The sequence below is a fragment of the Nocardia wallacei genome, assembly GCF_014466955.1.
GTDB lineage: Bacteria > Actinomycetota > Actinomycetes > Mycobacteriales > Mycobacteriaceae > Nocardia > Nocardia wallacei.
In genome coordinates, this window is record NZ_AP023396.1 from 3,520,980 (window position 1) to 3,546,575 (window position 25,596).

Annotated in this window: 20 protein-coding genes; 12 read left to right on the top strand and 8 right to left on the bottom strand. The window is 70.7% G+C overall.

Going from position 1 to position 25,596, the window contains the following annotated elements:
- Positions 1 to 185: 185 nt before the first annotated feature.
- Positions 186 to 773 carry a TetR family transcriptional regulator gene (locus NWFMUON74_RS15635; RefSeq protein ID WP_187688509.1) on the top strand — a complete coding sequence of 196 codons (588 nt, stop codon included), beginning with the start codon at positions 186 to 188 and terminating at the stop codon, positions 771 to 773.
- Positions 774 to 779: 6 nt separating this feature from the next.
- Here the strand turns inward: NWFMUON74_RS15635 and NWFMUON74_RS15640 are convergent, their stop codons facing one another.
- The 4 genes from NWFMUON74_RS15640 to NWFMUON74_RS15655 form a co-directional block, all read right to left on the bottom strand.
- The gene (locus NWFMUON74_RS15640; RefSeq protein WP_187688510.1) at positions 780 to 4,976 is read right to left on the bottom strand and encodes a TIGR02680 family protein; all 4,197 of its coding nucleotides are present in this window, start codon (positions 4,974 to 4,976) and stop codon (positions 780 to 782) included.
- Between the two features lie 3 nt (positions 4,977 to 4,979).
- Positions 4,980 to 6,389, bottom strand: coding sequence for a TIGR02678 family protein (locus NWFMUON74_RS15645; RefSeq protein ID WP_187688511.1), 1,410 nt, complete (start codon positions 6,387 to 6,389; stop codon positions 4,980 to 4,982).
- Positions 6,389 to 7,891 carry a TIGR02677 family protein gene (locus NWFMUON74_RS15650; RefSeq protein ID WP_187689185.1) on the bottom strand — a complete coding sequence of 501 codons (1,503 nt, stop codon included), beginning with the start codon at positions 7,889 to 7,891 and terminating at the stop codon, positions 6,389 to 6,391. Before NWFMUON74_RS15650 ends, NWFMUON74_RS15645 begins: the two co-directional genes overlap by 1 nt.
- 213 nt (positions 7,892 to 8,104) lie before the next feature.
- Positions 8,105 to 9,295 (bottom strand): NsdA family TPR-like regulatory protein, encoded by a 1,191-nt coding sequence (locus NWFMUON74_RS15655; protein ID WP_197987020.1) that lies wholly within the window; start codon positions 9,293 to 9,295, stop codon positions 8,105 to 8,107.
- Between the two features lie 281 nt (positions 9,296 to 9,576).
- Between NWFMUON74_RS15655 and NWFMUON74_RS15660 the strand changes: the two genes are divergently transcribed.
- A complete protein-coding gene (locus tag NWFMUON74_RS15660; RefSeq protein ID WP_232111045.1) occupies positions 9,577 to 9,858 on the top strand; it encodes a hypothetical protein in 282 nt (93 codons plus the stop codon).
- A 33-nt stretch (positions 9,859 to 9,891) separates the two neighbouring features.
- Here NWFMUON74_RS15660 and NWFMUON74_RS15665 read toward each other — a convergent pair whose 3' ends face one another.
- The gene (locus tag NWFMUON74_RS15665) at positions 9,892 to 10,776 is read right to left on the bottom strand and encodes a PAC2 family protein (protein ID WP_187688513.1); all 885 of its coding nucleotides are present in this window, start codon (positions 10,774 to 10,776) and stop codon (positions 9,892 to 9,894) included.
- 256 nt (positions 10,777 to 11,032) lie between these two features.
- Between NWFMUON74_RS15665 and metH the strand changes: the two genes are divergently transcribed.
- The 6 genes from metH to NWFMUON74_RS15695 all read left to right on the top strand — a co-directional run bounded on the left by metH (position 11,033) and on the right by NWFMUON74_RS15695 (position 20,980).
- Positions 11,033 to 14,611: a methionine synthase gene (gene metH, locus NWFMUON74_RS15670; RefSeq protein WP_187688514.1), complete on the top strand. Its 3,579-nt coding sequence runs from the start codon at positions 11,033 to 11,035 to the stop codon at positions 14,609 to 14,611.
- A gap of 141 nt (positions 14,612 to 14,752) precedes the next feature.
- Entirely contained in the window at positions 14,753 to 16,396 is a 1,644-nt protein-coding gene (locus NWFMUON74_RS15675) for a serine/threonine-protein kinase (RefSeq protein WP_187688515.1), read from the top strand.
- An 88-nt stretch (positions 16,397 to 16,484) separates the two neighbouring features.
- The gene (locus tag NWFMUON74_RS15680; RefSeq protein WP_269475337.1) at positions 16,485 to 17,156 is read left to right on the top strand and encodes an HAD family hydrolase; all 672 of its coding nucleotides are present in this window, start codon (positions 16,485 to 16,487) and stop codon (positions 17,154 to 17,156) included.
- Positions 17,157 to 17,552: 396 nt separating this feature from the next.
- Positions 17,553 to 18,329, top strand: a complete 777-nt coding sequence (locus NWFMUON74_RS15685; RefSeq protein WP_232111046.1) for a HalD/BesD family halogenase — start codon at positions 17,553 to 17,555, stop codon at positions 18,327 to 18,329.
- A gap of 12 nt (positions 18,330 to 18,341) precedes the next feature.
- Positions 18,342 to 19,166 (top strand): class I SAM-dependent methyltransferase, encoded by an 825-nt coding sequence (locus tag NWFMUON74_RS15690; protein WP_187688517.1) that lies wholly within the window; start codon positions 18,342 to 18,344, stop codon positions 19,164 to 19,166.
- Positions 19,163 to 20,980, top strand: coding sequence for a choline/carnitine O-acyltransferase (locus tag NWFMUON74_RS15695; RefSeq protein ID WP_187688518.1), 1,818 nt, complete (start codon positions 19,163 to 19,165; stop codon positions 20,978 to 20,980). Before NWFMUON74_RS15690 ends, NWFMUON74_RS15695 begins: the two co-directional genes overlap by 4 nt.
- Before the next feature lie 89 nt (positions 20,981 to 21,069).
- Here the strand turns inward: NWFMUON74_RS15695 and NWFMUON74_RS15700 are convergent, their stop codons facing one another.
- Positions 21,070 to 21,222: a hypothetical protein gene (locus tag NWFMUON74_RS15700; RefSeq protein WP_187688519.1), complete on the bottom strand. Its 153-nt coding sequence runs from the start codon at positions 21,220 to 21,222 to the stop codon at positions 21,070 to 21,072.
- 2 nt (positions 21,223 to 21,224) lie between these two features.
- Positions 21,225 to 21,590, bottom strand: coding sequence for a hypothetical protein (locus NWFMUON74_RS15705; protein ID WP_187688520.1), 366 nt, complete (start codon positions 21,588 to 21,590; stop codon positions 21,225 to 21,227).
- A gap of 198 nt (positions 21,591 to 21,788) precedes the next feature.
- Between NWFMUON74_RS15705 and NWFMUON74_RS15710 the strand changes: the two genes are divergently transcribed.
- From NWFMUON74_RS15710 to hisG, 3 genes are all read left to right on the top strand, one after another.
- Positions 21,789 to 22,355, top strand: coding sequence for a GNAT family N-acetyltransferase (locus NWFMUON74_RS15710; protein ID WP_187688521.1), 567 nt, complete (start codon positions 21,789 to 21,791; stop codon positions 22,353 to 22,355).
- Between the two features lie 47 nt (positions 22,356 to 22,402).
- Positions 22,403 to 22,684 (top strand): phosphoribosyl-ATP diphosphatase, encoded by a 282-nt coding sequence (locus NWFMUON74_RS15715; RefSeq protein WP_187689188.1) that lies wholly within the window; start codon positions 22,403 to 22,405, stop codon positions 22,682 to 22,684.
- A gap of 67 nt (positions 22,685 to 22,751) precedes the next feature.
- Positions 22,752 to 23,603 carry an ATP phosphoribosyltransferase gene (gene hisG, locus NWFMUON74_RS15720; RefSeq protein WP_187688522.1) on the top strand — a complete coding sequence of 284 codons (852 nt, stop codon included), beginning with the start codon at positions 22,752 to 22,754 and terminating at the stop codon, positions 23,601 to 23,603.
- A 171-nt stretch (positions 23,604 to 23,774) separates the two neighbouring features.
- On the opposite strand, the gene NWFMUON74_RS15725 is transcribed toward hisG, so the two are convergent.
- Entirely contained in the window at positions 23,775 to 24,641 is an 867-nt protein-coding gene (locus NWFMUON74_RS15725) for a RecB family exonuclease (protein WP_187688523.1), read from the bottom strand.
- Between the two features lie 52 nt (positions 24,642 to 24,693).
- Between NWFMUON74_RS15725 and NWFMUON74_RS15730 the strand changes: the two genes are divergently transcribed.
- Positions 24,694 to 25,527: a tRNA (adenine-N1)-methyltransferase gene (locus NWFMUON74_RS15730; protein ID WP_187688524.1), complete on the top strand. Its 834-nt coding sequence runs from the start codon at positions 24,694 to 24,696 to the stop codon at positions 25,525 to 25,527.
- Positions 25,528 to 25,596: the final 69 nt, after the last annotated feature.

Genomic DNA, 25,596 nt, shown 5'->3' on the forward strand with positions numbered 1-25,596 from the left:
GCTCCTCGGCGTGGTCCGTGCCCCCGAAAAGCGTTGATGGCGGCCATACTTGCGGCGTCCATGGTGAACTGCTCGAGCACCGCGGGTCGTGATCGCGAAGAAGTTCTCCACTCGAGGTGCTCTGCCGCCCGGTGATTTTCGGCCCCTCACGCCCCGGACGGCGACGGTCTGTGCAGGATGGTGAGGTGCCCGTGAACACTCGCAGCGACGCCCAGCGCAGCCGGTTGCTGCTCGTCGACGCGGTCCGCAGCCTGCTGCGGTCCGGCCGGGTCGGCTTCTCGATGCCCGAACTGGCCGCGGCGGCCGGAGTCGGGGTGGCGACCGCGTATCGGCACTTCCCGACGCCGCAGGACGCGATGCAGGCGTTCCACCGCCGCGCCATCGAACAGCTCATCGGAGCGCTCGACGCGGTCGACCCCGGACTCGAGCCGGTGCCGCGTTTCCACCGGTGCTGCCAGATCTGGGTCGAGCAGGCGATGCAGTGGGGCCCGGCGGTGCGCTATGTGCGCAGCAGCAAGGGTTTCGTCGAACGCCTCACAGACGGCGACGAATCCATCACCGCCCTGCACGACCACCTCGCGGGCGTACTGGACGCCCTGGCCCGCGCGGGCCAGACCACCGAGTACGACCTCACCTACGCGGTCCTGTTGTGGATCACCATCTTCGACGAGCGCGTCGTCTACGACCTCACCGAACACCGGCGCTGGACCCCGGCCGAGGTGACCGACCACCTCACCCGCGCGGTGGCGGGCGCACTCGGCATCGCGGTGTGAGCGCGGTCAGGAACTCGGCGCCAGCGCCTCGTCGAAGGTGATGCCGCCCTCGACGGTGTGCGGGGTGCGGCGGCGATTCGGCGAGCCCAGGGCCGCGGTGAGATCCGAGCCGTCGTGTTCGGCCAGCAGATCCTTCGAGTCCCACACCAGCAGCGTCGCGCTGACGGTGTTCTCGGCCGCCGAATGCGCCAGGTCGTAGTGAGCGCAGGCGGGTACGTGGTCGTAGGTGATCCACAGGTCGTAGCCGGTCATGAACAGATCCAGATCGAAATCGACCGACAGGCCCAGCAATTCGCTGCGGCCGTTGTCGTCGACACCGGCGAACGCCTCGTCCAGTGCCAGCAGGCGCGGGGCCTGCGGGTCGGCGGAATCCAGCATGACGTGCGCGGCCGCGAACAGCGGCAGGTGCAGCGACACCGACTGCTCACCGCCGGACAGGGCGCTGTGCCGGGCCACCGTCAGCCGGTCCTCGGTGCCGTCGGCGGTGACGAGCGTGAACGAGAACACCCGCCAGGTGCGGTAATCCAGTGTGGTGGCGAGGATTTCGGGGTATGAGCGCTCCGGGTGCGCGGCACGGGCGGCGCGGATCTCGGCGGCGAAATGCGCGCGGATGGTCGCCAGGTCCTCGGGGGCCAGATCGGAGGCGTCGCGGTCGAGCAGTTTGCACACCGCGCGGGCGGACTCGGACAGGTTGTCGGCGAGCACCCAGTGCACGCCGATGGTGTTGCCCGACGACATCCGGCGCTGTTTCATCTCGGAACCCATGCGGGTGATGAGATCGCGTGCGTCGCAAGTGCGTTCGTGGATCTGCTGGGCCAGTCCGGTCAGCAGCGCGTCCTCCAGGATGCGGCGCTCCGCGTCGGTGAGCAGGAGTTCCTGGTCCGAACGCGCGGCGGCGATGCGGTCGGCGAAGTCGGCGAGCGCGGCCGCGCCCTGATCGTCGTGCACCTGGACCACGGTCAGGCCGTCGGCGGCGTCCCACTGCAGGCGGTAGTCCTGGCGGGCGGCGGCCAGCGCCGCGTCGAATTCCTGCAGGGCGGAGGTCACCGCGCTGCGGGTGGACTTGCGGGCCGCCTCGCCCGCCCGCACCCCGGACGTCGCGGCGGAGAGATTCTCGAACAGCTCGTGCACGTCGTCGGGGAGCACTCGCAGTTCGTTACCTCCGGGACCGGTCGTCTCGATGCGGTACAGCAGCTGCTCGGGGGTCGACCAGGCGGCGTCACTGCTGGGCCAGCGGCTGTTCTCGGGAGCGCCGAGCAGGCTGAGCAAGTCCGGACGGGCGTACGGCGCAAGCTTTTTCACGTCGGCGAGCAGTTCGGTGAGGGCGGTGCCGAGCGAATCGTGGGCGGCCCGGTAGGCGCCCTCGGCCGTGCCCACACCCTCGATGGCGTCGGCCGCGGCCTTGCGCGCCGCCTTCTGCTCGGCGCGCGCGGCGTCGATGCGTGCGCGGGCCTGCTCGAGGTCGCGGTCGATATCGGCGGCTCCGGCGCCCAGCGCCTCCCGCAGCGTCTCGAGTTTGCGCAGCTGCTCCTCGTAGCCGGCGCGGGCGGCCTCGGCCTCCTCGGCGAATGCCTCGGCCAGATCGCGGGATTCGGCGAGGCGGTCGTCGGCCTCGCGGGCGCGCTCGTGCTCGCGCTGATGGTCGCCGCGCAGCCGCAGCAGGGCGGTGCCGGTGTTCTCGAAGTGCCGGATGGCGGCGGCGAGGGCGTCGAGTTCGGCCGGGTCGCGCGGCGCTCGGTGGGCGGCGGCGACCGCGCGCACCTTCTTGTCCGCGGCGCCGAACTCGGCCACTGCCTGATCGAGATCGCGTTCGGCCTGTGCCGCGGTCTCCGAGCGGGAACGCAGCATGCCCGCGGCCTCCGAGACCGCCCGCAACGCCGCGGTGACGCCGTGGGTGCGGGGAAGGGCCTTGGCGGCGGCGGAGATTCGCGCGAGTTCCGCGGTGGCGGCCTGCTCCTCGGCTCGGGCGGCGGCCTCGTCCTGCTCGGCGGATTCGACCGCGGTGGTGAGTTCGGCCAGCCGCAGGTCACGCCGCCGGGCGCGGGCGGTGGCGCCGATGAATTCGGCGTGCGGCTTGGTGTGGCGGCCCACCTGCACGCCCTGGCGGAAGCGGCCGTCTGCTCCGACCGCCGCCCGCGTGGCGGGATCGGACTCGATGTCGCCGAAGGCGATCGAGGCCAGCACGTCCGCGACAAGCTGCCGGGGCACGGCGGAATCCTCTTCCACGACAAGCACGTCCGCGAGCGTCGGGCCCGCGGGACGGGCGGCCGGAGGCAGTGGTACCAGGAATTGGTCCGATTCGTGCGGCGGCAGGTCGGCCGCCGCGCTCACCCAGGCGTCGAGCAGGTTCGCGCCCTGCAGCGCGGCCTCGACGGCGGCGGCCCGCTCGGGGCCGACATCGTCGGCGAAGCGCACCAGCCGCCACAGCGGTGCGCCCGCGCGGCCGTCGCGGGTATCGGTGCGGGCGGCGGAAAGTGGTGGGGCGTCGTCTTGTTCGGCCGCTACCTGCCGGTGCTCGGCGCGCAGTGCCGCCGCGCGTTCGGCGGCCTGCGTGGCGGCGGCACGTGCCTGCTGGCGGCGGGCACGGAGGTCCTCGGTCAGCGGTTCGGTGCGCTCGGCCAGCACCTCGGGGAGGGTGGTGGCGGTATCGGCGCCCGCCTCGGCCAGCGCCGCGTCCAACGCCTCGAACAGGCCGGACCGGACGGGCGTCAGCACCTCGCGATGCTCCTCCCACCATTCCCGCAGTGCCGCGGCGGTATTCGAGCGGGCCAGCGTCACCGACGCCTCGGCTTCGGCCAGCGCGGCGGCGGCCGCGTCCCGCTGTTCCCCGGCGCGCTGGGCGGCGCGTTCGGTGCGGCCCCGGTCGGCGGCGGCCGTGTCGACCAGCGACAGGGCCTGCCGGACGGCGCGCACGTCGGCGTCGCGCTCCTCGGCGTGGCTGCGGACGGTGGTGGTGAGCTGCTCGGCGCGGGCCTGCTCCGGCAGTGCGGCCCAGGCGATCCCGGCCTCCTCGGCGGCGGCGCGCAGTTCGTCCTCGCCGCGCGACAATGCCGCGGCCGCGGCCTCGACGGCGGCCCGGCCGCGTTCGGCCTCCGCGGCGCGCTGGTCGACGGCCTGCTGGGCCTTGGTGGCCTTGTCGCGGTGCACGGCGGCGGAGGTCTCCAGGCGGCGCACGGCGTCGGCCAGGTCGTCGAGTTGCTGTTTGCCCTCGTAGGCGCTGGAACGCTGCAGTGTCTCGCGGTCGGCCAGGGCCTGCTCGTAGGCGCGGTCGGCCTCCTCGGCGCGGGTCTCCGCGGCCGCGCGCTCGGCCTCGCGGCGCTCGCGCAGCGCGGTGGCGGCGAACAGGGCGGTGCTGGTGTGGGTGACCGTCTCCAGCCGTCCGCGCACCTGCTCGACATCCGACTTCGCCTGCACCCCCAGGTATTTGCGGTAGACGTCGACGAATGCGCGCGTCGCCGTGTCGGCCTGGACCAGACCCTCCAGGGTGCGGCCGACCTCCTCCATATCGCTGAACGAGCGGGCCGCGTCCAGGATGAGCTGATCGTCGAGCGGGCGCAGGCCGTCGGTGAGCGCCTGCGACAGCCCGCGCGGATCGAGGTTCTTGGCCAGCTGCGGGCGGCGCAGCGTGAGGATCAGATTGATCAGCTGGTCGTAGCGCTGCAGCCCGAGCCCGAACATGCGGGCGTCGATGGCCGCGCGATAGTCGACCGGCCGATCCGTGATGGCGTCGGTGCCGATCTGCTCGGCGAGTTGCTTGCGGGTCAGCGGCCGGTCGTCGGGGCCGATGAGCGAGAAGTCCACGCCCACCCGGCCGTCGGCGACGAAGTACCAGCGGGTGACCTTGTCCGAGGAACGGGTCGCGCGCATGCCGATGCCGACGGTCACGACCTCCGGGTCGTCCCAGCGCCCGCGCGCGAACTCCATCCAGACATACGAGTACGCCGACTCCTGCTTGCGGTACAGCAGGTTCGACTTCATCGTCCGCTCCTCACCGGCGAACGGGTTGAGCCGGCGCGGCTCGATCCGCCCATCGAACACGAAGGGGAACAGCACCTCCAGGGCCTTGGTCTTGCCGGACCCGTTCGGCCCGCGCAGCACCAGCCGCCCGTCGGCGAAGCAGAACTCCTGGTCGCGGTAGTCCCAGAGATTGACGATTCCCGCCCGGGTGGGAACGAACCGCACGCCACCATGAATGGACTCCATCAGCTACGCCGTCCCCTTCCCTTGTTCCGGTTGCGCGTGGGCGCCGAGTTTGCGCGCCGAGGCGAACAATTCGGATTCCGCCCGGGTCCGCACGGTGACGACGGCGCCGCGGTAACGCGCCAGCGCGGGCAGCACCACCAGCTCCTCGTCGAGGACCTCGACCAGGTGCAGACGCTCGAGCAGCGCGACCACCTCCCGGGTGAGCCCGGGCGCGTCGGCCTGCCACTGGGCGGCGAAGGTGGAGCCGTAGCGCTCGGTGAGCGCCTGCACGGTCTCGCGCACCCACGCGAGGCGCACGACCGGATGCTCCGGAATCTCGGTCTCCTCGGCGGCCCGGCCCGAATCCGCCTCGGCGGCATCGGGTTCGGAGTCGACCACCAGCGGCGTGAACACGGTCGAGGCCGGGATGGCGGCGTCCAGCTGGGCGGCCAGCGCGGTGTCCGGCGGCGGCAGCGGACGCCGGGGCACCGGATTGTCGATATCCAGCACCAGATCCGCGATCTCGCCGATCAGCAGCAGCGCCACCTGGGCCAGGGTGCCGGTGCCGGGGAAGCGGACATCGGAGAAGCGGCCCGAGACGTCGATCAGCGCCACGCCCTCGGCCCGCCGCTCCGCCCGCAGGCCGGTGAGCAACTCGACCTCGGCTACCAGTTTCTCCGTGCCCAGCAGGGCGCGTTCGTCCTCGGGCAACCGCTCGGCGTACACCACCGGCAATTCCACCAGGGCGCGCCGCACCCGGCGCGCGGCGGCGGCGCGGGTCTGCGGCGCGGGACGGCCCGGCGCGGCGTCGGATTCGTCGGTCAGCAGGCCGTGCACACTGTGCAGATGCTGTAGCACCCGCGGGGGCCGGAAGATCGCGAACACCACCGAGCGGTCGATGTCGTAGAGCGCCTCGCCCGCCTCCGGATCGGCGGCCCAGCCGCCCGCGTCGCCGTCGGCCAGCGTCAGGGCGCCGCGCGCGGCCAGCCACGCGATGGCGTCGACGAACGCGTCCCGGTCGGCGGCGCGGTCGGTGGTCAGCTCCAGGCCCTCGACCCGGGTGGCGTAGGACGCGACCTGATCGGCCAGCTCCGACAGCGTGATCTGAGCACCGGCCCGGCCGAGCGCGGCCAGTGCCAAGGCGAGATAGGCGTAGCGGCGGCGATCGAAGACCCGCTCGGCAGGCGTGCGCGCGGGCCGCCCGGCGTCGAGACGGTCCTGTACCGGGAACAGCCGCGCCGTGGTCTCGGTGACCTCCAGCCGGTAGCCGAACAGCTCGGCCAGATCCTCGCGCAGCTCGGTCGCCCAGCGCCGCAGCAGCGGCAGCGCGATCCGATCGGGGAAGGTGCGGGTGACCAGGTGGTTGGCCAAAATCACCCGGGCGGCGCGCTGATAGCTGTCCAGGGCGAGCGGGTCGATGGTGCGCGCGTGCATCACGACCGTCCGGATCCGGTACGGGCGCGGGTGTTCTCGCGCACCTCGAGGCGGCGGTTGTTCAGGTGCAGCAGGCCGCGGGCCGTGCGCACCACGGTGGACCCGGAGTGCTCGCGGACCGTCAGCGTCACCCCGCTGTCGGATCCGGTGGTGCCGCTCACCCGCCCGCTGACCGGTACCCACGCCGTGGACGCCGCATCCAGCAGTCGCAGCAGCACCTCGGTCTCGCGCTCGTCGAGTTGCCGGTCGTGCACATCGGCCGCGGCCAGCGAGCGGGCGGCGGCGGCGCGGGCCTGCTGCGCCTCGAGCTGCTCCTGGCGCAGGCGGCGGACACCGGCGTCGTTGCGCTGAATGCGGGACGGGGCGCCGGGCGACGGCGGCCGACCGGTCTCGGCGAGGGTGCGGGCGATCTCCAACGGCGGTGCGTCCCACCAGGATCGGTTCGGCGGGACGATGTCGGCGTCGGGATGCTCCATGGCCAGGTGGCGCGGCCGGCCGAGCCCGAACACGGCGTCGAACAACGCGTGCGCGCTCTGCGTGGTGGGCGCTGCGGTGAACCAGCCCGCCAGGTGCCGCAGCGCGGACTCCCGGCTCACCCCGCCCTTGCGGGTCTCGGTGACCCGCCGCAACAGCGACAGCACCGCGGCGATCGCGCTCATGGTGGCCTCGCGCAACCGCTCCGCCTCGGTGCCCGGCGCGCCCTCGCCCGCGGTGACCTCCGCCGCCGCCGCGACGAACCAGCCGCGCAGGCCCTGCCAGCGGGCCCGCCAATCCGCCTCGCGCTCGGGCACACTCAGCAGCACCCGCTCGTCGCAGGCGCCCGCCCGGGCGATGAGCTCGGCCACGCCGGTGTCCTCCACCTCGGCGATGGCCGCGGCCAGCCGCGGCGCGAAGCGGGCCAGATCCATACTGAACTCGCGCATGTGCGCCAACAGCGCATCCTTGTGCGCGAGAAACGATTCCGGGGTGGCCTCGGTGGTGCGGACCAGGTCGCCCAGCGTCAGGTAGAAGTGCGCGGCGCGGTCGGCCAACTCGGACAGCGCGGTGTCGAGCCGCTTCAGGATGCGGTACACCCGTTCGGCGTCGCCGGTGCGGTTGGCGCGGGCCAGCGCCTCGAGGTCGGCCAGCAACTCCGGCAGGACCAGCCGCGACAGCGACGCCTCGTCCAGCCGGGCGCCCAGCACCTCCGCGACCGCCCGGTAGGCCTGATATCCGGAGCGGGAGAACTGATAGACGAAGTGCCGGTTGCGATACTCGGCGAGGGTGGCGGCGCGGCTGCCGTCGTAGCTGCGCTCCAGCACACCCCACTGGTGCAGTTGCTCGAGCAGTGGACCGACCTCGGTGGCGGTGAGCCGCGGCGCTTCCGGGAATCTGGTCAGCGTGTCGGCGACGTCGCTGGCGTGCAGCAGCACCACGTACGCGGCGCGGGCGTGGTCGAAAGCGCGCAGTACCCACAGGTATTCGCCGCGCTTCTCGGCGGTGGCGAAGGAGAACAGCCGCAGCCGGTCGCCGAGGGCGGATCCGTCGAGCGGGACGGGCTCGGCCGAGCCGTCGAGCCCGAGTGGCGCGAACACGACGCGACCGCGCTCCAAGGCGGTGGCGTCGGGCAGCAATCCTTCAGCGGACTCGGTCACCGGGATGAGAGTAGTACCGGCCACCGACAGCCCGCCGCCGTCCCCGGCCTCGGCGCGCCGCCGCCGCCCGCCACGCCGTGCTCAGCTCGCGAGCGAACGCAATTGGTCCAGGTACATGTGGGTACGGGGATCGCCGGGAAACCGCTCGATCATCTCCCGCGCCGCCTCTCCGGCGATCCACAGCAGCGACGGCAGCGACCGGCGCTTCCCGGCGAAGGCCCGCATGCCCGCGTCGACGGCCAGCTCCAGCTCCCGGTCGCGCACCGCCACCACGGCGAGGGTCAGATGCGCCTCCGATACCCGCATCGGCCTGCGCAGAGCGCCGTCCGGCCCGGTCGAACTCCGGATCACCTGCTGTGCATACGCTTCCGCGAGCCGATCGTCCCCGGCGACCCGCGAGCAATCCATGGCGTAGAAGTCGAACTTCTGCGGGTCGACGACGAAATGGTTGTCCAGATCGGCGGGGTGGTCGAGTTGCTCCAAGATCGCTCGGCCCTGTTTCAGGCTGGCTTCCATCTGGGCGCGATCACCGAGGCGGGCATACGCTTTGGCTTGCTGCGCGGCGAGCTGTACGCCGACACCTAAGTGCTGGGAGGTAGCCAGCGCGGCCTCAGCGGCCTCGATCGCGCCGCGGTAATTGCCCTGCGTCAAGGCGAACCACGCGGCCATTTCGGCTCCCCAGCCGATGATTTCGGCGTGCTCGGCCTCCTGTCCCAGCGACAGCGCCGCCCGCCGGGTGGCCTCCGCGGCGGTCCGCCGACCCAGATCGTAATCGGCGCAACCGACCAGCAATGCCACCCAGCCCGCGAGCACCAGCACCTCGCGGTGCTGTGCCAGCGTCAGCCGGCCGTCCAGCAACGAGGTGATGCGGCGCAGCCACGCGGTGCCCTCGGCATGCAGCTCGTGCGGGTCGGTACAGGGGTATTCGCTGCACAGCCGCTCGGCGGTGATGCGGATCGCATCCAAAGTGGCCGAAGAGACATCGGACATGCGCAGCCGCCCGATGAACTCCAGCGTGTCCATCCCCGTCGAGGACAGCAGCTCGTCGTCGCGGTTGGGCCGGGCCTTGGGGAAGAAGGCCGCGGTCACCGTGTCGAAGGCCGCGGCGATGATCGGCGCGTAGAAATCGTCCGGGCGCGATTCGCCCGATTCCCAACGGCGCCAATTGCGTAGCAACGTGCTGTCGGTCGGCAGATTGTGAGACGACTTGGCGCGCATGGCGCGTACGGCTTCGGCCTGTGACCACCCCCTGGCGTCGCGTTCGGAACGCATCCTGACAGCCCAGACGGGTCGATCGTCTCCAACGGCCACGGATGTAGTATCCCACCAGTTAACGCGAGATGGCCCGGATAGGGCATACAGATGTCACCGGATTGACATCTGCAATTGCATTTGTGTGTGGCGCATGCTCGAAGTGGGCGATTTGCCGGCCCGATGCCGTACCGGTCGGTCTGGCATCAGCTCTACCGAACGACGCGGTACCGACATGAGAACAGCGAGTCCCTGTCCACATCCATACGGAGGTTCGGGTGCAAGCGTTGATCTATGGATACGTGCGTGACGATCTGGCCGACGGCCACAGCGACGAGCTCGAGGACGCGATGTGCGTCCTCGCCGCCAACGAGGGCTTCTGCTTCGCCGCGACGTTCCATGAATCGACCCAGGGTGACGGCGCCGCGTTCGCGGAGCTGACGGCCGAACTCAAGCGCGCCGACGCCCACCACGTGGTGGTGCCGTCACTCGATCACTTTGCCGGCCAGACGATTCCGCGCGAATTGCTGATCGCGAAGCTGGCCCGGGAGGCGGAGGCGCGGGTGTGGACCATGGAGTGCTGACATCGTCGGCAGCGCCCGGGGCGGTCGCGGGCCTCAGAGGCTGAATCCGCCCGGGCCCCGCCGCCGCAGATACTTCTCGAACTCCGCGGCGATGGCGTCGCCATCGATCTTGGCCATCGCCTCGTTGAGATCGATGGCGGCATCGCCGCGTTCCTCCAGCGATCGGACGTACTCGCTGACTTCCTCGTCGCCCGCGGTCATCTCGTCGACGGCGGCCTCCCAGTCCTCGGCCTGGGCGGGTAACTCACCGAGCGGAACCTCGATATCGAGGACATCCTCGACCCGGCGCAGCAGGGCGATGGTGGCCTTGGGGTTCGGGGGCTGGGAGACGTAGTGGGGCACCGCGGCCCAGAACGAGACGGCCGGGACACCCGCGCGCACGCACGCATCCTGCAGTACGCCGGTGATTCCGGTGGGGCCCTCGTACCGGGTCTGCTCGAGGTTGAACCGCTCGGCCGCCTCCTTGCTGTAGGCGGTGCCGGTGACGGGGACGGGCCGGGTGTGCGGGGTGTCGGCGAGCAGCGCGCCGAGAATGACGACGGTCGAGACCTTGAGCTGCTCGGTGAGTTCCAGGATGTCGTGGCAGAAGCTGCGCCAGCGCATGTTGGGCTCGATGCCGTGCAGCAGCACGATGTCGCGGCTGCTGCCGGGCGGTGAGCACACCGACAGCGTGGTCGACGGCCACTGGATCTCGCGCGTGACACCGTCGACCTGGCGCACGGTCGGCCGGTTCACCTGGTAGTCGTAATAGTCCTCGGAGTCGAGTTCGGCCAGTGGTTCGGCGTCCCAGATCAGTTCCAGATGTTCGACGGCGCCGCTGGCCGCGTCGGCCGCGTCGTTCCAGCCCTCGAAGGCGGCCACGAGCACCGGATCACGCAGCGTCGGCAGGTCCGGATCGGGTGATGCACTGGGGTTCACCCGGTCAGCCTACGGCGTGAGGGCCTTACCCTTCACGGCATATGTAGCAACGCGCGTGTCGAAGGACTCGTGCGCCTGCCGAGCGCCCTCCTTGCGCGCGGCACCTGCCGTTCGCGGCCCGGCTCGATTCCGGACCGACGGAGCGGGGGAGCGAAGCGGAGGAGCGCAGGAGGGAAGAATCGAGCCGGGCCGCGAACCGCGACGCCGGAGGCGGCGCCGAAGAATACCGTCGGAGCGGCCCATTACCCTTGGGTACATGCCTTTGTCCTCACGCGCCGAGTTCGATACCACTTTGCTCGACACGCTCACCCGGCGTGTCGTGGTCGGCGACGGTGCGATGGGCACCATGCTGCAGGCCGCGGATCTGTCGCTGGACGACTTCCGGGGCCTGGAGGGCTGTAACGAGATTCTCAACGAAACCCGCCCCGACGTGCTGCGCGAGATCCACCGCGCGTACTTCGAGGCGGGGGCCGACGCGGTGGAGACGAACACCTTCGGCTGCAACCTGCCCAACCTGGCCGACTACGACATCGCCGACCGCATCCGTGACCTGTCCGAGCGCGGCACCAGGCTGGCCCGCGAGGTCGCCGACGAGATGGGACCCGCCGCGGACGGTACCGCCCGGTTCGTCCTGGGTTCGATGGGACCGGGCACCAAGCTGCCCACGCTGGGTCACGCGCCGTTCGCGGCGCTGCGCGACGCCTACACCGAGGCCGCGCTGGGCATGCTCGACGGCGGCGCCGACGCCGTACTGATCGAGACCTGCCAGGACCTGCTGCAGGTCAAGGCGGCGGTGACGGGCAGCCGGCGGGCGATGGAGCGGGCGGGCCGGCGCATCCCGATCATCACGCACGTCACCGTCGAGACCACCGGCACGATGCTGGTCGGCAGCGAGATCGGGGCCGCGCTGACGGCGATCGAGCCGCTCGGCGTCGACATGATCGGTCTCAATTGCGCCACCGGCCCGGCGGAGATGAGCGAGCACCTGCGTCATCTGTCCAAGCACGCGCGGCTGCCGGTATCGGTGATGCCCAACGCCGGGCTGCCGGTGCTGGGCGCCAACGGCGCCGAATATCCGCTCACCCCTGAGGAATTGGCGGCCGCGCTGCACGGCTTCGTCACCGAGTTCGGGCTGGCGCTGGTGGGCGGCTGCTGTGGCACCACCCCCGAGCACATCCGGCAGGTGGCCGAGGCGGTGGCGCAGGTGTCGCCCGCGCCGCGCGAGCCGCGGCACGAGCCCAGCGTCTCGTCGATGTACACCGCGGTGCCGTTCGAGCAGGACGCGTCGATCCTGATGATCGGCGAGCGCACGAATGCCAACGGCTCCAAGGCCTTCCGCGAGGCCATGCTGGCGGGCGACTGGCAGAAGTGCCTGGACATCGCCAAGGACCAGACCCGCGACGGCGCGCACATGCTGGACCTGTGTGTCGACTACGTGGGCCGCGACGGCACCGCCGACATGTCGGAGCTGGCCAGCCGGCTGGCGACGGCGTCCACGCTGCCGATCATGCTGGACTCCACCGAAACCCCCGTACTGCGCGCGGGGCTGGAGCATCTGGGCGGCCGCTGCGCGGTCAACTCGGTGAACTACGAGGACGGCGCCGGTCCGGATTCGCGCTTCCAGCAGACGATGCGGCTGGTGGCCGAGCACGGCGCGGCCGTCGTCGCGCTGACCATCGACGAGGAGGGCCAGGCCCGCACGGCCGCGAAGAAGGTCGAGATCGCCGAGCGGCTGATCGCCGACATCACCGGCAACTGGGGCCTGGAGGAGAGCGACATCATCATCGACACGCTCACCTTCACCCTGGGCACCGGGCAGGAGGAGTCGCGCCGCGACGGTATCGAAACCATCGAGGGCATCCGGGAATTGAAGCGCCGCCACCCGAATGTGCAGACCACCCTGGGCCTGTCCAATATCTCCTTCGGCCTCAATCCCGCCGCGCGGCAGGTGCTGAACTCGGTGTTCATGCACGAGTGCGTGCAGGCCGGGCTGGACTCGGCGATCGTGCACGCGTCGAAGATCCTGCCCATAGCGCGCATTCCCGAGGAGCAGCGCGAGACGGCGCTGGACCTGGTGTACGACCGCCGCCGCGAGGGCTACGACCCGCTGCAGAAGCTGATGGCGCTGTTCGAGGGCGTGTCCACGGCCTCGTCCAAGGCGTCGCGGGCCGAGGAGCTGGCGGCGCTGCCGCTGTTCGAGCGGCTGGAGCGGCGCATCGTCGACGGCGAGAAGGCCGGCATGGAGGCCGACCTGGACGTGGCGATGGCCGAGGTGCCGCCGCTGAGGATCATCAACGAGACCCTGCTGTCGGGTATGAAGACCGTCGGCGAGCTGTTCGGGTCCGGGCAGATGCAGTTGCCGTTCGTGTTGCAGTCCGCCGAGGTGATGAAGGCGGCCGTGGCGTACCTGGAACCGCACATGGAGGCCACCGACGACTCCGGCAAGGGCCGGATCGTGCTGGCCACCGTGAAGGGCGACGTGCACGACATCGGCAAGAACCTGGTCGACATCATCCTGTCCAACAACGGCTACGAGGTGGTGAACCTCGGCATCAAGCAGCCGATCGCCACGATCCTGGACGCCGCGGTCGACAAGAAGGCCGACGTGATCGGCATGTCGGGGCTGCTGGTGAAGTCGACGGTGGTCATGAAGGAGAACCTCGAGGAGATGAACACCCGGGGGATGGCCGGCCAGTTCCCCGTTCTCCTCGGCGGCGCCGCGCTGACCCGGTCGTATGTCGAGAACGACCTGACCGAGGTGTACGAGGGCGACGTGCACTACGCGCGCGACGCGTTCGAGGGCCTGCGGCTGATGGACGACATCATGACCCGCAAGCGCGGCGGCGCGGTCGAGGACGACAGCCCGGCGGCGGTCGCGGAGCGGGAGAAGGCCGCCGAGCGCAAGGCGCGGCACGAACGCTCCAAGCGGATCGCCGCCGAGCGCCGGGCCAAGGAGGCTCCGGTCGAGGTGCCCGAGCGGTCGGACGTGGCCGCCGACCTGCCGGTCGCGGTGCCGCCGTTCTGGGGTACGCGGGTGGTGAAAGGCCTTGCGGTAGGCGAATATTCGGGTCTGCTCGACGAGCGGGCGCTGTTCTTGGGCCAGTGGGGCCTGCGCGGGCAGCGCGGCGGCGACGGGCCCAGCTACGAGGAGCTGGTCGAGTCCGACGGGCGCCCCCGGCTGCGGTACTGGCTGGACCGGCTCACCGCGGAGGGCGTGCTGCAGCACGCGGCGGTCGTCTACGGATATTTCCCCGCGGTGTCCGAGGGCGACGACGTGATCGTGCTGGAGGCCCCGGATCCCGCCGCACCGGAACGCTACCGGTTCACCTTCCCGCGCCAGCAGCGCGACCGGTTCCTGTGCATCGCCGATTTCGTCCGCTCCCGGGACCTCGCGGAGCAAATGGGACAGGTCGACGTGCTGCCGTTCCAGTTGGTCACCATGGGGCAGCCGATCGCGGATTTCGCCAACGAGCTGTTCGCGCAGGACAATTACCGCGACTATCTCGAGGTGCACGGCATCGGCGTGCAGCTGACCGAGGCGCTGGCCGAGTACTGGCACCGGCGCGTGCGCGAAGAGCTTGTGCTGGAAGGGCATTCGGTGTCGGAGGAGGATCCGGCCGACGTGCAGGACTACTTCAAGCTCGGCTATCGCGGCGCCCGCTACTCCTTCGGCTACGGCGCCTGCCCCGACCTGGAGGACCGCGCGAAACTGGTGTCGCTACTGGAGGCCGAGCGCATCGGTGTGACATTGTCGGAGGAGTTGCAGCTGCATCCGGAGCAGTCCACCGACGCGTTCGTCCTGTTGCATCCGGAAGCAAAGTACTTCAACGCGTAGACTTTTCGAGGTTTCCGGGCTTTGCGCGCAGTGGCGTGGGCCCGACACGAGTGGCCCGGGGACAGCAGCGGAGCGTCACCACGCAGGACGCCGCTCGTGGCGTGAATGGATTCTGCGTGAGCGGGTAAGGGGTACGACAACATGACGTCAGATCGGCTGATCGCGGGGCGGTACCGCCTGGGGGATCCCATCGGTACGGGGGCGATGGGGGTCGTCTGGCGGGCCACCGACGTGCGGCTGCGCCGCACGGTCGCGGTCAAGCAGCTGTTGCTGGCGCCGGGTCTGACGCGGTCGCAGGCGCTCGAGGCGAAACTGCGGGCCATGCGTGAGGGGCGGATCGCGGCCCGGCTGCACCACCAGAACGCGGTGACCGTGTTCGACGTGGCCGAGGAGGACGGCCAGCCGTGGCTGGTCATGGAATTCGTGGACGCGCAGAGCCTCGCGACGGTGATGCGCGAGCAGGGCCCGCTGGACCCGCAGCGGGTGGCACGGATCGGGGCGAAGGTGGCGGCGGCGCTGGCCGTCGCGCACGACGCGGGCATCGTGCACCGGGACGTGAAACCGGCCAACATCCTCGTCGCCGAGAACGGCACCGTGAAGATCACCGATTTCGGCATCTCCCGGGCCGTCGGCGACGTCACGGTCACCTCGACCGGGTTCCTCGCGGGCACACCCGCGTACCTGTCGCCAGAAGTGGCGCGCGGCGAGGACCCGGAACCGGCCTCCGACGTGTTCGCGCTGGGGTCGACGCTGTACGCGGCGGTCGAGGGCACGCCGCCGTTCGGCGAGGGCGAAAACCCTTTGGCCGTACTGCATTCGGTGGCCCGCGCGCAGGTGCCGCCGCCGCGGCGCGCCGCGGCGCTGGGCCCGGTCCTGATGGAACTGCTGGCCGCCGACGCGGGCAACCGGCCCACCATGCGCGAGGCGCAGACGGCCCTCGCCGCCGTGGCCGACGGCCGCGCGGCGCCACCACCCAAGGCGGCGACCAAGATCCTGCCCAAGCCCGGCGCCCCGCTGGACGCGGCGGCGACGACCGTCCTCGCGGGAGCCGCCGCGGGCAACGCCGAGGACCCGACCGTGCACGTGGCGGCGGCGGCGCCGAGCGGCGGCACGGTGCCCGCGGGATCGCCCGCGCCGCAACGCAAGCCGCCCGGGACGGGGCCGAACCGGCGGGTGCTCGCGCTGGCCGCGGCGGGCGCGGTGGCGGTGCTCGTGCTCATCGGCCTGCTCGTCGCGCTCGACGGCAACGACGATGGCGGTGAGCGGACCACGGCGGGCGGCGAGTCGTCGCAGGCGGCGCCCCCGCCGCCGTCCGCCGCCGCCGTGCCGCCACCGGTAGACGACGGGCAGCCCACCCGGGCTCCGGCCGCCACGACCACGCCGGCGGCGCCGTCGTCCAGCGCCGCCCCGTCCAGCACTCCCGGCGCGACCTCGTCCGCGCCGCGCAGCAGCACGCCGCCGACCACGACCGCGGCACCGGCTCAGCCGGTCAGCGCCGCGGCGTTCGTGTCGAGCTACTACGGCATGCTGCCGGCCAACACCAGCGGCGCGTGGTCGCTGTTGTCGCCGGCGTATCAGGCGCAAACCGGCGGATACGACTCGTACGTGCGGTTCTGGAGTCAGTTCAGCGGCGTGAGCGTGTCGAACGTCGTGCAGAACGGGGACCGGGCGTCGGCCACGGTCACCTATCGGTACCGCAACGGCCGGCAGGAATCCGAACAGCGGTGGTTCCGCGTGACCAACGAGGGCGGCAGGTCGCTGATCGTCGACTCCCAGCGGGGCTGAGCCGCCGCCGCGGGACCGGGGTTTGCTGATGATCAACTAGACTGGCGTCGCCCCGCCAGCCCGGCCCGACGAACGGAGCAGACCACCTGTGCCCGCCCTCGCCGCAGTCCTGTGGGACATGGACGGGACCTTGCTGGACTCGGAGAAGCTCTGGGATGTCGGAGTGCGCGAGCTGTCGGTCGAACTGGGCGGGGAGATGACCGACGCGACCCGCCACGCCCTGATCGGCGCCGCGGCCGACGACGCCCTGCGCATCATCTTCGCCGGTCTGGACCTGTATCCCGATCCGGCGGCGATGGCCGAGGCGGGGGAGTGGCTGCACCGGCGGGTGACCGGCCTCATGGCCGGGCCCGTCCCGTGGCGTCCCGGCGCGGCGGACGCCCTGGCCGCCGTCCGCGCCGCCGGCCTGCGTTGCGGGCTGGTGACCAACACCACCCGCGCCATCACCGAGCTGTGCCTGGACACCCTGGGCCGCAACAACTTCGACGTCACGGTCTGCGGCGACGAGGTGCCCCACGGCAAACCGGCCCCCGAACCCTACCTCCACGCCGCCCACCTGCTCGGTGTCCCGCCGGAACACTGTGTGGCCGTGGAGGATTCACCGACCGGCGCGCACGCCGCCGCCACCGCGGGCTGTGCCGTCCTGGTAATCCCCTGCGAAATCCCCGTCCCCCGGCGCCCCGGCTACATCTTCCGCGATTCCCTGGCAGGCCTCACCCCCGCCGACCTCCGATCGATCCACGCGGCGCTGCAGCCCTAGCCCACCCGACCCGTGCGGTGCGACACCGGCGGGCTGCTTCGCCGCGGCGGAAGAAGTCTGCGCCGAATCGCGGAGGCGTGATCGGGAATTCAGTTGTTCGCCGTGCACCGGGAACCTGTCGGCCCGGCACGAACCACGCGGTGGTTCGGCTGTGGAGGGGAATAGCTCTGGCGCACACTGTTACTCGCGGGTTTGTGAGCTTTGACAGTGATCTTGGTGAATCCCGGGCGTGTTCTCGGACGGCAGTACAGAATGGGCTGCATGACTTCGACCGGGGAGCGGGCCGATGCGCGCGAAGATGCTGGGGGACAGGGTGGTTGGTCGGCACTTCACAAAACGGTAGACACCGGTCGGTATCCTTTGCGGGAGCCCGGTAGCGCCGACTGGGACCGCATCGTGGCGCGGGCTCGTGCCGAATTGGCCGCCGACGGCTGCTGCGTGCTCGCGGGTTTCATCCGCCCGGAGCTGCTGGAGACGCTGCGCGCCGAGGGCGACGCACTCGCCCCGCACGCGTACTACACGGTCGAGAAGGTCAACGCCTACAACATCCCGCTCGATGCCGACCTGCCGCCCGACCACCCGGGCAATATCGTGCTCGAACGCGGAAACGCCTTCGTCGCACGGGATCTCATCCCCGCCGAGGCCCTGATCCAGCGCCTCTACACCAGCCCGGACTTCCAGCGCTTCATCGCCGACTGCTTCGGCCTGGCCGAGCTCCACGAATTCGCGGACCCGCTCGCGGGCCTGTGCCTGAACGTGGTGGCGCCCGGCATGTCGCACCCGTGGCACTTCGACACCAACGCGTTCACGGTCTCCATGCTGACCCGTGCGCCCGAGGCCGGCGGGGTGTTCGAATACTGCCCGGCCATCCGCTCGCCCGAGGCGGAGAACCTCGAGGATGTGCGCGCCGTGCTGACCGGCGGCGGCGAGCGGCTGATCCGCCGGCTGCACCTGCGGCCCGGCGATCTGCAGCTGTTCCAGGGCCGGTTCTCGCTGCACCGTGTCTCGCCGGTGGAGGGCGCCACGCAGCGGCACACCGCGATCTTCGCCTACAGCGAGCAGCCCGGCGTCGTCGGCAACGTCGAACGCACCCGCCAACTGTTCGGACGGGTCCTACCGGACCATCTGGCCGCGGCCGGCAATGCCGTCCGCGGGGACCGACTACTGGACTGAGAGGAATCGCCTGTGCAGGTTTCGCTGGACAACACCGGAAAAGCGTCGTTCGACGACATCTACGACCGCCCCGATCCATCCGCCTACTACAGCCGGATGGCCGATCTGGACTACTGCATTCCGGAACTGGCGAAACCACATTTCGAGCGGATCATCGCGGACCGCCGCGCCGCGATCGGCGCCGCGCCCACGGTGCTCGACATCGGATGTTCCTACGGCGTGAACGCCGCGCTGCTACGCCTGGACACCACCGTGGCCGAACTGGCCGAACACTATCGCGACGGCGACACCGCGGCGCGCATCGCCCGCGACCGGGCCCGGCTGGCCGCCGCCGACCCGGCGCCGGAGGTCCGCTTCATCGGGATGGACGCCGCCGCCCCGGCCCTGTCCTACGCCGCCGCAGCGGGTTTGCTGGACGACGTCGTGCACGCCGATCTGGAGGCGGCCGACCCCACCGAGCCGCAGCGCCGCCGGCTCGCCGCCGCCGATCTGGTGATCTCCACCGGGTGCGTCGGCTACGTCACCGACCGCACCCTGCTCCGGGTGGCACGTGCCCACGGCACGCGGCTGCCCTGGATGGCACACTTCGTGCTGCGGATGTTCGACTTCGAGCCGATCGCGAAGCAGCTGGCAGATCTCGGGTACCGGATCGAGCAGGTACCGGGCACCTTCCGGCAGCGCCGCTTCGCCTCCGAGGCCGAACAGACCCAAGTGCTGAACACCCTGTCCGCCAATGGGATCGATCCCACCGGCCTGGAGTCGGACGGGTGGCTGCACGCCCAGTTGCACCTCTGTATCCCCGAAGACCGACCGACCACAGACGAGGACCGCCCGTGACCGACCGCACCTTCGCCTTCGACGACCAGCTGCCGCGCGTGCCGCTGCCCACCCTCGAGGACAGCTGCGCGCGATTCCTGGAATGGAGCGCGCCGCTGCTGACCGAGGACGAGCGTGCCGCGACCGAGCGCGCGGTCGCGGACCTGTTGCGGCCCGACGGCCCGGCCCGCATCCTGCACGCCGACCTGGAGCGTTTCGACGCCGAACCGGGCGTGCAGAGCTGGCTGGACGAGTTCTGGCCCGCGCGGTATCTGGGCCGGCGCGATCGAATCGCGTTGAACGCCAACTTCTTCTTCCTCTTCCGCGACGACACCGCCCTGGCCCGGTCGACCTCCGCCCAGCAGGCCGAGCGCGCCGCCGCGATCATCACCGCGGCGGTGGACTACAAGGTGCGGCTGGACGCCGAGGCGATCCCGCCGGTGACCCAGCGCGGGCAGCACCTGTCGATGGCGCAGAACAAGTTCCTGTTCGCCGAGACCCGCATCCCGGGCGATCCGCAGGACACCGTCCGGGTGCCCTACAGCGAGCAGTGGCCCGGGCCGTCGCAGGCGCGGCACATCGTGGTGTTCTACCGCGGCAACATGTTCCGGATGGACGTGATCGGCGCCGGTGGCACACCTTTCGGCCAGGACGATCTGGTCGACGGCCTGCGCGCGGTCATGAAGGCGGGCACGCGCCGCGCACCCACCGACACCTCCGTCGGTCACCTCACCACCCTGGCGCGTGCCGAATGGGCCGGTGTCCGTACCGCATTGCGGGCCGAGCCGGCCAATGTCGCCGCGCTGGAGACCATCGAGACCGCGCTGTTCTGCGTGTGCCTGGAGGACTTCGCGCCGCGCGACACCCAGCACGCGTGCGATCAACTGCTGCACGGCGACAGCGGAAACCGGTGGTTCGACAAGGCGGTGTCGTTCATCGTGTTCGGTGACGGCAGCGCGGGCATCAATGTCGAGCACTGCGGGCTCGACGGCACCACCATCCTCTCCTTCGTCGACGACCTGCTCGAGGCGCCCGTCGCCGAGCACGCGGAGCGGTCCGGCGCGCAACCGCAGGGGCTGCCCGGTGTCGAGCCGATCGAGTTCGTCCTCGATGAGCGCCTGCGTGGCGAGATCTCGGGCGCGGCAGCGGCATTCGCCCAGTTCGCCGCCGACAACGCGACGCTGACGGTGTCGTTCGACGAGTTCGGCGCGAATCGGGCCAAGCAACTCGGCATGTCGCCGGACGCCTTCGCGCAGCTGAGCTACCAGCTCGCCCACCGGCGCAGCAAGGGGCTCACCGGCGCCACCTACGAGTCCATCGCCACCCGCCAGTACCGCAACGGCCGCACCGAGGCGATGCGGGTGGTCACCCCCCAGATGCTGGAATTCGTTGCGGCCATGGACGATCCGCAGGCGGACGCGGAGGAGAAGCGGGCGCACCTGCGCGCGGCCGCCGACGCCCACGTCAACCGTGCCAAGGACTGCCAGCGCGGCGCCGCGCCGGAGCAGCACCTGTGGGAGCTGCAGTTGATCCAGCGCCGCCGAGGCGAACAGCTCGGCGCCACCGAGCCGATGTCGTTCTACGACAGCCCCGGCTGGATCATCACCCGCGACGACTACCTGAGCACCAGCTCCGCCCCCTCCGCCAATATCGAATACTTCGGCTTCGGCTGCACCAGCCAGAAGTGCATCGGTGTGGCCTACGTCCTGCTGCCCGACCGCTGGAACCTCTACCTCGCCACCCCCAAATCCGTTGCCGCCCAAATGCACGACTTCGCCACCCACCTCCGCACCGCCGTAGCGGAACTGCAGGAGCTGCTCGCCCCCGCGCAGTAACGATGCCCACCGAGGTGGATCGCCACAGCCCGGCGATCCACCTCGGCCCGCGCCACCGAACCACCGACCGCCCTCGGTCCGGGCTGTCGTTACCTCGAGTCTGTATCGAATACGGCACACGGCAAGGTCATCAGTTCCAGATGCTGGGCCATGCCGTGCCGCTCGATCTCACTCAGCTCGTGTTCCTCCTTGCCCAGCAGGACTTTCGGGTCCACCAGGCTCCGGGACGTGGCATCGTCCATATCTACCGGCGCCGGTCGTCGAGCAGGGCCTGCAGCATGGTCGTCGTCGGGGCGTGGCGAGCGTCGGACGTGCGGGCCAGATTCTCGAGCGACCGCTGTAGCGCGACCAATGCGTCGGTGTGATGAGCCTGCGTCGATCTGATTTCGGCGAGCTCAACGGTGTGCTCGTGGAGAATCGCGGTGTGCTCGGCGAGTGTCGTCGTGTGCTCGGCGAGTGTCGCAGTGTGGTCGGCGAGTGTCGTGCTGTGGTTGGCGAGCATTGTGGTGTGCTCGTGCTGGGTGGCCTTGATGTCGGCGAGGTCGACCGCGGTGTTCTGGGCGAAGGTCTCCAGGCCGCGGAGGCGGTTGTCTGCCGTGGCGTCGTTCATGTGCTCCCCCTGGTGTCGATGCCGTCTGCCCGGGCGAGGGACTCCTCGTCCCGGATGCCGACCACCGTAACCAGCCCGCGGCGACTCGCCAAGGTTCGCCGCGTTCCCGCACCCCTTCGGCGTGCCTGCTCGCGGAAAGCGCTGTGACCGGCGAAAACCGGAGGCGGCGGGGAGCGGCGGTTGCTAGCGTGGACGGCTGTGAAGCACACGCGCGCACCGGAGTTCAGCTGGCGGCGAGTCGTGGCGGCGGACTTCCCGTTGCTCGCCGGGTGGCTCGCCCAACCGCATGTGCGGCGCTGGTGGAATCACGAGTTCACGCCGGAGGCGCTGGAGCGCGATTTCGGCCCGGGCGTGCGCGGCGCCGAGCCGGGGGAGGATCTGCTGGTATCGGCCGACGGCGAGCCCTTCGGTCTGGTACAGCGGTGCCGGCTGGCCGACTACCCGGAGTACCTCGACGAGCTGGCGCCCCTGATCGAGGTGCCGCCCGGCGCGGCCTCGCTGGATTACCTCGTCGGCGACCCGGCCCGGGTGGGGCGCGGTCTCGGCTCGGCCATGCTGCGCGCGATCGTCGCGGCCACCTGGACCGACTACCCGGACAGCGGCTGCCTGCTCGTACCCGTCGCCGCCGCCAACCCGGCGTCGTGGCGCGCGCTGGAGAAGGCGGGTATGCACCGCATCGCGGAGGGCTATCTCACCCCGGACAACCCCGCCGACGACGGGAACCACTACGTCTACCGCATCGATCGCCCCCGGCCCGCGGCGTGAGGCGCGCCCCGGCACCCGATAACCGATTGCGGAACGTACGCGGGCGTCTGAAACAATGGCTCCCCGTGAAGACTTTCGAAACCCTGTTCGCCGAGCTGCAGGATCGTGCGGTCAACCGCCCCGAGGGGTCCGGGACCGTGGCGGCATTGGACGCGGGCGTGCATGCGCAGGGCAAGAAGGTTCTGGAGGAGGCCGGCGAGGTCTGGCTCGCCGCCGAGCACGAGAGCGACGAGGCGCTGTCCGAGGAGATCTCGCAGCTGCTGTACTGGGTGCAGGTGCTGATGGTGGGTCGCGGGCTGCGGCTCGAGGACGTCTACCGACATCTGTGACGGATAGCCCGCCGGATGCCCGGCGGACCGACGCCACCGTCCGTCACGAGTCCCGAAAGGACACCCCATGCTCCGCGTCGCAGTCCCCAACAAAGGCGCCCTCTCCGAATCCGCGGTCGAGATCCTCACCGAGGCCGGTTACCGCAAACGCACCGACTCCCGCGACCTGTCCGTGCTCGACAACGCCAATCAGGTCGAGTTCTTCTTCCTGCGCCCCAAGGACATCGCCATCTACGTGGGCTCGGGCGAACTGGATCTCGGCATCACCGGACGAGACCTGGCGCTGGATTCGGGTGCGCCCGTGCAGGAGCGGTTGAGCCTCGGGTTCGGCCGCTCCACATTCCGCTACGCCGCCCCCGCCGGACGCGAGTGGAAGGTGCAGGACCTCTACGACAAGCGCATCGCCACCTCCTATCCCAACCTCGTACTGCGCGACCTGCAGCGCCACGGCATCGAGGCCGAGGTGATCCGCCTCGACGGCGCCGTGGAGATCTCCATCCAGCTCGGCGTGGCCGACGCCATCGCCGATGTGGTCGGTTCCGGGCGGACGCTGCGCCAGCACAATCTGGTGGCGTTCGGCGAGTCGCTGTGCGATTCGGAGGCGGTGCTGATCGAGGGCGCCGGATCCGACCGCGGTGACAAGACACGCAATCAGCTGGTGGCGCGTGTGCAGGGCGTGGTGTTCGCGCAGCAGTACCTGATGCTGGACTACGACTGCCCGAAGGAACTGCTCGACGCCGCCGCGCGGATCACCCCCGGACTGGAGTCGCCGACGGTCTCGCCGCTGGCCGACGAGGGCTGGGTCGCCGTGCGCGCCCTCGTGCCGCGCGGCCAGGGCAACGACCTGATGGACCAGCTCGCCGAACTCGGCGCCAAGGCCATCCTCGCGACCGACATCCGCTCCTGCCGCGCGTTCTGAGTCCGCGACCGTCCGGGCGGATGGCAGACTGGAGACGGTCGGGGAATCCGAGGTAGGAAAGGATCGCTGTCATGCTGCCCGTGCTCGTCCCCGCCAAGGTTCCGACGAACCTCTTCGAATGGATCGCTCAGCTGCTCTGCCATCTCGGCGGCGGTGTGTGCATCGCCTGATCTACCGCCGCTCCGGTTCGGCAGCGAGGTCTGCCACGGGCCAGCCCGGATACGGCGGCGGTGTACCGCCGAAGGCCGGGCACAGGGACTGATAATCGCAGTAGGCGCACAGCGAGTTGCGGTTCGGCGGGAATTCCCCGGTGCGCCCGGCCGCGCTGATGGCCGCCCACAGTGCCGAGAGGATGCGCTCGAAGCGCGACAGCTCGGCCTCGTTGGGCGCGTAGGTGAGGATCTCGCCGTCGGACAGGTAGATCAGGCGCAGCTGGGCCGGGACGATTCCGCGCGTGCGCAGCAGGATCAGCGCGTAGAACTTGAGCTGGAACAGGGCCCGCTGCTCGCCCGCCGGGCCGGGGGAGCGGCCGGTCTTGTAGTCCACCACGCGCAGCTGCCCGGTGGCGGCGACATCGATGCGGTCGACGTAGCCGCGCAGCGGGGAGCCGTCGTCGAGGCACACCTCGATCAGCGACTCGCACGACTCGGGCTCGAACGCGGTCGGATCCTCCAGCGCGTAATAGGCCTGGACCAGCCGATGCACCTCGCCGAGGAACTCGCCGGGACCGCCCTCCTCGACCAGTGTGCCGACCTCCGGGCGTTCGGCCAGCAAACGTTCCCACGCGGGTGTCACGAGGGCGGCGGCGCGCTCCGGACCACGTTCACCGCTCGGTAACCCGTACAGCGATTCCAGCACCGAGTGAACGACCGTGCCGCGCACCGCATACCGCGCCGGCGGTTCCGGAATGCGATCAATCGCACGCAATCGGTATTTCAGCGGACATTGTTTGAAATCCATTGCCCGCGACGGCGACAGCGCCGGCCGGGGTGATACCCGGGCTGCCGGGTCCGGGGTCGTCGTCGGTGGCGTGGCCATACCTGGCAGGCTATCCGGGGGCACCGACATAAACATCGAAGAACGGAGATCCATGACGGCCAGACGGACCGGTCCATTCACCAGCGGTGACCGGGTGCAGCTGACCGACGCCAAAGGCCGTCAGCACACCGTGGTGCTGGAACCCGGCAAGGAGTTCCACACCCACAAGGGGCCGATCCGGCACGACGAGCTGATCGGCGCCGACGAGGGCTGCGTGGTCCAATCCGCCAACGGCACACCGTATCTGGCGTTGCGCCCGCTGCTGGTGGATTACGTGCTGTCGATGCCGCGCGGCGCGGCGGTGATCTATCCGAAGGACGCCGCCCAGATCGTGCACGAGGGCGACATGTTCCCCGGTGCCCGGGTGCTCGAGGCCGGGGCCGGTTCGGGCGCGTTGACCTGCTCGCTGCTGCGGGCGGTCGGGCCGCAGGGCCGGGTGCTGTCCTACGAGATCCGCGAGGATCACGCCGAGCACGCGATCCGCAACGTCGAGAGGTTCTTCGGCGAACGTCCGGCTAACTGGGACTTGACCATCGGCGACGTCGCCGAACACGACGGCGGGCAGGTGGACCGGGTGGTGCTGGACATGCTCAAGCCGTGGGACGCGTTGCCCGCGGTCTCCCGGGCCCTGATCCCCGGCGGCGTGCTGCTCGTCTACGTCGCCACCGTCACGCAGCTCTCGGAGGTGGTGGAGGCGCTGCGGCAGCAGCAGTGCTGGACCGAGCCGAGGTCCTGGGAGTCGCTGGTGCGGCCCTGGCACGTGGTGGGTCTGGCCGTCCGCCCCGAGCACCGCATGCAGGGGCACACCGCGTTCCTGATCAGCGCGCGCCGCCTGGCCGACGGCGTCACCCCGCCCAAGCCGCAGCGCCGTCCCTCCAAGGGCTGAGGCCCCCGTAGGCCCAGTAGCCCCCGTAGGCCCCCGTACGCGCGACAGTGGCCCGCATCCGATGCCCCG